Source organism: Actinoplanes awajinensis subsp. mycoplanecinus (genome assembly GCF_001509495.1).
Lineage (GTDB): Bacteria > Actinomycetota > Actinomycetes > Mycobacteriales > Micromonosporaceae > Actinoplanes > Actinoplanes palleronii.
On record NZ_LLZH01000076.1, the window covers coordinates 1 to 4,517 of the forward strand.

Sequence of the window (4,517 nt, forward strand, 5' to 3'; positions counted from 1 at the left end):
GACCGCTGGTTCCCGAGTTCGAAACTGTGCTCGGCCTGCGGTGTTCTCGCCGAGCAGATGCCGTTGGACGTGCGCGAGTGGACCTGCCGATGCGGTGTGATGCATGACCGGGACCTGAACGCGGCCCGCAATATTCTCGCGGAGGGGCTCTCCGTGATCGCCTGTGGAGGCGGTGTAAGACCTCAACGAGGATCCTCTCGGACGAGGCAGTCGTCGGTGAAGCAGGAACCCCCTGGGGCGACCCAGGGACTCCCCGTCCTTTAGGGCGAGGAGGACTGTCAAGCCGGGATCAGCTTCCGCTCCCGGTCGGCGAGGCGCTCGCGGGCCAGGTCGTCGGCGATCCGGTAGAGCGGCCGGGTCTGCACCGCCGCGCGGTCGAGCAGCTCGGTGATGTTGCCGCGGACCCGGTCGCCGACCTGGGCGAACAGCCAGTCGACGAGCTCCTCGACACTGGCGCCGACCGGCGCGGCGCCGAGCAGCAGCAGCCCGGTGACGGCGGCGCCGCCGCAGTTGACCACGATGCCGGGCAGCACCGGGACGCCGCGCAGCGCCAGCACGTCGCAGGCCGGGGGAGTGCAGGCCAGGTTGCCGCCCTCGACCACGATGGCGGCCCGGACCCGGTCGACGTTGTCCGTCGTGATCGCGTCGCCGCCGGCCGCGAGGACCAGGACGTCGGCGGCCACGTCCAGCCAGGCGTCCGCGGTGTCCGCGCAGGTCACGCCGGGGCTGATGGCGCCGCGGTCGATCGTGCCGTATTCGTCGGTGGCCCGCAGCAGCGCGTCCACGTCCAGCCCGCCGGGGTCGGCGATCGTGCCGTGCCGGTCGGCGACGGCGACCACCGTGAAGCCGCGGCCGCGCAACCCGGTCGCGACGGCCCGGCCGACGGTGCCGAAACCTTGAATGGCGACGGTACGGCAGACCGCGTCCAGCCCGAGCTGCTCCGCGGCGGCGGTCACCGCCTCGCACACGCCGAACCCGGTGATCTCGTGGCACTTGTCCCAGAGCTCGCTCCAGCTGCACGGCAGGTCCACCGGGCTGTCGCGTTGCATGTCGAAGTGCGCGGCCTCGAAGAAGTAGTCCCGGTCGCGGTAGGAGATGCCCTGGTCGCAGCCGAGGTAGACGCCGTTGCGCAGCAGTGGCGCGACGGCCTGGCCGAACGCGGTGAGCTGACGGTCGCGTTCCGGGCCGGACGGCAGCCCGCAGACGATGCCGGCCTTGGCGCCACCGATCGGCAGCCCGGCGAGGGCCAGCTTCAGCGTCATCGCCTCGGCGAGCCCGGCCACCTCCTGCAGGTCGACCTGGGGGGTCATCCGGGTGCCGCCCATGGCCCGCCCGTCGACGAAGTCGTTGACCACGACGAACCCGCGGAATTCCGAGTCGGGGTCGCTTACCTGGATTCGCACTTCCATGCCCATGACGATTCCTCCGGTAGACGAAGACGTGTTCCTGCACCGGCGGTCAGCCGGCAAGAACCTACACAGGATCTGTCGAATGGCGGGGGTGAAGTCGGTGTAATAGCAACGTGGATCGCATTGTCGTCGCCATTATTCGCTCATGCGAAACGCTCGCCGCGCCGAGACGAGTTAAGCATGGTCGATGTCTTGCTGCAACCGGCCCGGACCTCGGCAGAATCGTGATCATGCTGCCGGGAAGCGAAATTCTGACGGAGTGTAGAAGTGTCAAAATCTTGCTTTCCTATGTGGACACTAGGACTATATTTCGCATGCGTCGATGATTTCGGAAAAGTAAACGCGATGATCCGTGCGCGCGGTGACGGCGGCCGGTCGGGCGGCTGTGGCGGGGGCGGCGGCGCGGCCCGTGCGGCTCGGCGTAGCTGCGGTCCGGCGGCGGATCACCCTCAGTGGCCGGGTGGCTACCGAAGCCGGTGATCCAGGTTAAGCCCGGGTTACCGGCCCGGCTTATGACGTGAATCGATAACGCGTTCGAATCGGTCGTCAGGACCGCCGAACCACAATCAACGGCCCGGATGGCCCGCGAGGGGCAACTACGTTCAGTAGTTTTTGGGTGAGGTCGGGTCGGTCAGAGCGCGCGCTGCCGGCTGGTCCGGAAGACGTGCCGATAGGTCTGCGGCGGCACGGCGACCGCCCGCTGGAAATGCAGCCGCAGGGCGGCCGCCGAGCCGAATCCGGCCTGCTGTGCCACTTTTTCGACCGATTCGTCCGTCGTTTCCAGCAGTTCCTGTGCACATCGGATCCGCTGCTGCAGCACCCAGCGCAACGGGCTCACCCCGGTGATCTCCTGGAATCGGCGGGCGAACGTGCGCTGGCTCATGTTCGCCCGGCGCGCCAAGTCGGCCACGGTGAGTGGCGCTGCCAGGTTCTGCCGGGCCCACTGCAGGACCGGGGCCAGCTCGTCGGCGCGCGACAAGCCGGTGGGTGGCTCGACGAACTGCGCCTGCGAACCGTCGCGGTGCGGCGGGACGACCATCCGCCGGGCGACCGCGTGCGCCACCGCGGTGCCGTGATCCGAGGCCACCACGTGCAGGCAGACGTCCACGGCGGCGCCGGTGCCCGCCGACGTCAGGATGTCGCCCTCGTCCACGAACAACACCCCGCCGTCCACCTTGACCTCGGGATACCGGTGCGCGAAGTCCACCACGTTCATCCAGTGCGTGGTCGCCCGCCGGCCGTCGAGCAGCCCGGCGGCGGCCAGCAGATACGCCCCGGTGCAGATCGACACCATCCGGGCGCCGCGCTGGTGGGCCCGCTGCAGCGCCGCGATCAGGTCGGCCGGCGGGTTCAGCTGCGTCGGCCGCGAGCACGCCGGCAGGATGATGGTGTCCGCCTCGTCCATCGCGCTGAGGTCGTACGGCACCTGGATGCCGGGGCCGGACGAGGTGCCCAGCGTGCCCGGCTCACTGGCGCAGAACCGCAGGTCGTACCAGGGGTCGACGAGGTCGGCGCGGTCGATGCCGAAGACCTCGCAGGGCACCGCCAGCTCGAAGATCGGCAGCCGGTCGGTCAGTGGCATCACCACGATGTGGGCAGGCATGGCAAAAACCTAGCGTGTTTTGGCAGTCACTCAGCTGGTGGCCCGATGCCGTTCTGACGAATCTTGGTGCATGGCTTCCACCGTGTCCGAGAACACCGACGACGGCGTGCTGACGTCCGAACGCGGACTCACGTTCGTTCAAGGCACCGCCTTGTACGTCGGCGCGGTCCTGGGCACCGGGGCGATCGCCCTGCCGGCCATGGCGGCCCGCGCCGCCGGGCCCGCGTCGCTGCTCGCCTGGCTCGGCCTGATCGTGATGTCCATTCCGCTGGCGGCCACGTTCGCCGCCCTGGGTTCGCGCTATCCCGATTCCGGCGGCGTCTCGACCTACGTCCGGCGGGCGTTCGGCGCGCACTGGGCCGGGCTCGTCGGCTGGTGCTTCTACCTGACGGTGCCCCCGGCGATGGCCGCCGCGGCCCTGTTCGGCGGCGCCTACGTCGCCGACGCCGTCGACGGCGGCACCACCACGACGGTGCTGGTGGCGGTGGCGCTGATCGCGGCGGTCACCCTGGCCAACGTGTTCGGCCTGCGGGTCTCCGGCCGGCTGGCCCTCGGCCTGGCGGTCGTGCTGGCGCTGCTGCTGTTGCTGGCGGCCGGCTCGTCGCTGCCACACGCCCGGCTCGACAACCTGCGACCGTTCGCGCCGCACGGCTGGGCGGCCGTCGGCTCCGCCGCGGCCCTGCTGGTGTGGAGCTTCTCCGGCTGGGAGGCGATGACGCACCTGTCCGCGGACTTCCGCCGTCCGCACCGCGACATCCCCCGCACCACCGCCGCAGCCGTGGTGATCATCGGGGTGCTGTACCTGGCCGTGGCCGGAGCCAGCATCCTGGTGCTGGGCGCCGCCGCCGGTGACTCGAACGCGCCGCTGGCCGACCTGCTCAGCATCGGCATCGGCAGGGCCGGTGGGGTGCTGGGCACCGTGGTCGCGCTGCTGCTCACGCTCGGGGTGATGAACACCTATCAGGCGAGCGCCGCCAAACTCGGCGCCGCGCTGGGCCGCGACGCCGCGTTGCCGCGCTGGCTCGCGCCCGGCAGCGAGTCGGGCGGTGTGCCGGTGCGCAGCGTGCTGATCGTCGCCGCATTCGCCGCGACCGCATTGTCCGCGGTCGTGATATTCGGCGACGCGGATCCGGAACCCCTGGTGCTGCTCACCACTGGCGCATTTGTGACAGTGTATGTGCTGGGTTCCGCGGCGGCGGTTCGGCTTCTTCCGCACCGTTCCTGGGGCCGAGCGGCGGCGATCATCTCACTGATCGCCTCGGTATTGCTGCTCGGCACCACCGGCCGATATTTGCTGTGGCCGGCCCTGCTGGCAATAGGGTGCATGCTCTATCTGCGCCGATCGGCCCGCACCAGCAGATCGGCATTCTGATGAGCCAGGCGATTCTGGAGCCGGACGCCGCTGCCGCGCGGAACATGGATCTGTTGCGGTTCGCGACGGCGGGCAGTGTCGACGACGGTAAGTCGACGCTCATCGGGCGGTTGTTGTTCGACACGAAGACGAT

The 4,517-nt window shown here is 69.8% G+C and carries 4 protein-coding genes and 1 pseudogene; 3 read left to right on the top strand and 2 right to left on the bottom strand.

Annotated elements, in window-relative coordinates; genetic code table 11:
• A partial coding sequence (locus ADL15_RS51340; protein WP_157441319.1) for a zinc ribbon domain-containing protein occupies window positions 1–264 on the top strand: 264 nt, incomplete at its 5' end.
• 14 nt (window positions 265–278) lie between these two features.
• Here the strand turns inward: ADL15_RS51340 and ADL15_RS11785 are convergent.
• Both ADL15_RS11785 and ADL15_RS11790 read right to left on the bottom strand, forming a co-directional pair.
• Window positions 279–1,409 (bottom strand): Glu/Leu/Phe/Val family dehydrogenase, encoded by a 1,131-nt coding sequence (locus ADL15_RS11785; protein WP_198170739.1) that lies wholly within the window; start codon window positions 1,407–1,409, stop codon window positions 279–281.
• A gap of 631 nt (window positions 1,410–2,040) precedes the next feature.
• Window positions 2,041–3,012 carry a helix-turn-helix domain-containing protein gene (locus tag ADL15_RS11790; RefSeq protein WP_067688368.1) on the bottom strand — a complete coding sequence of 324 codons (972 nt, stop codon included), beginning with the start codon at window positions 3,010–3,012 and terminating at the stop codon, window positions 2,041–2,043.
• A 70-nt stretch (window positions 3,013–3,082) separates the two neighbouring features.
• Between ADL15_RS11790 and ADL15_RS11795 the strand changes: the two genes are divergently transcribed.
• Window positions 3,083–4,384: an APC family permease gene (locus ADL15_RS11795; RefSeq protein WP_067688371.1), complete on the top strand. Its 1,302-nt coding sequence runs from the start codon at window positions 3,083–3,085 to the stop codon at window positions 4,382–4,384.
• Window positions 4,384–4,517, top strand: a pseudogene (locus tag ADL15_RS52875) (sulfate adenylyltransferase); the annotation flags it as partial. The gene ADL15_RS11795 and the pseudogene ADL15_RS52875, both read left to right, overlap by 1 nt.

Coding starts and splice junctions, on each gene's coding strand:
- ADL15_RS11785 (WP_198170739.1), bottom strand. CDS start 1,409: ATGGAAGTGCGAATCCAGGTAAGCGACCCCGACTCGGAATTCCGCGGG.
- ADL15_RS11790 (WP_067688368.1), bottom strand. CDS start 3,012: ATGCCTGCCCACATCGTGGTGATGCCACTGACCGACCGGCTGCCGATC.
- ADL15_RS11795 (WP_067688371.1), top strand. CDS start 3,083: ATGGCTTCCACCGTGTCCGAGAACACCGACGACGGCGTGCTGACGTCC.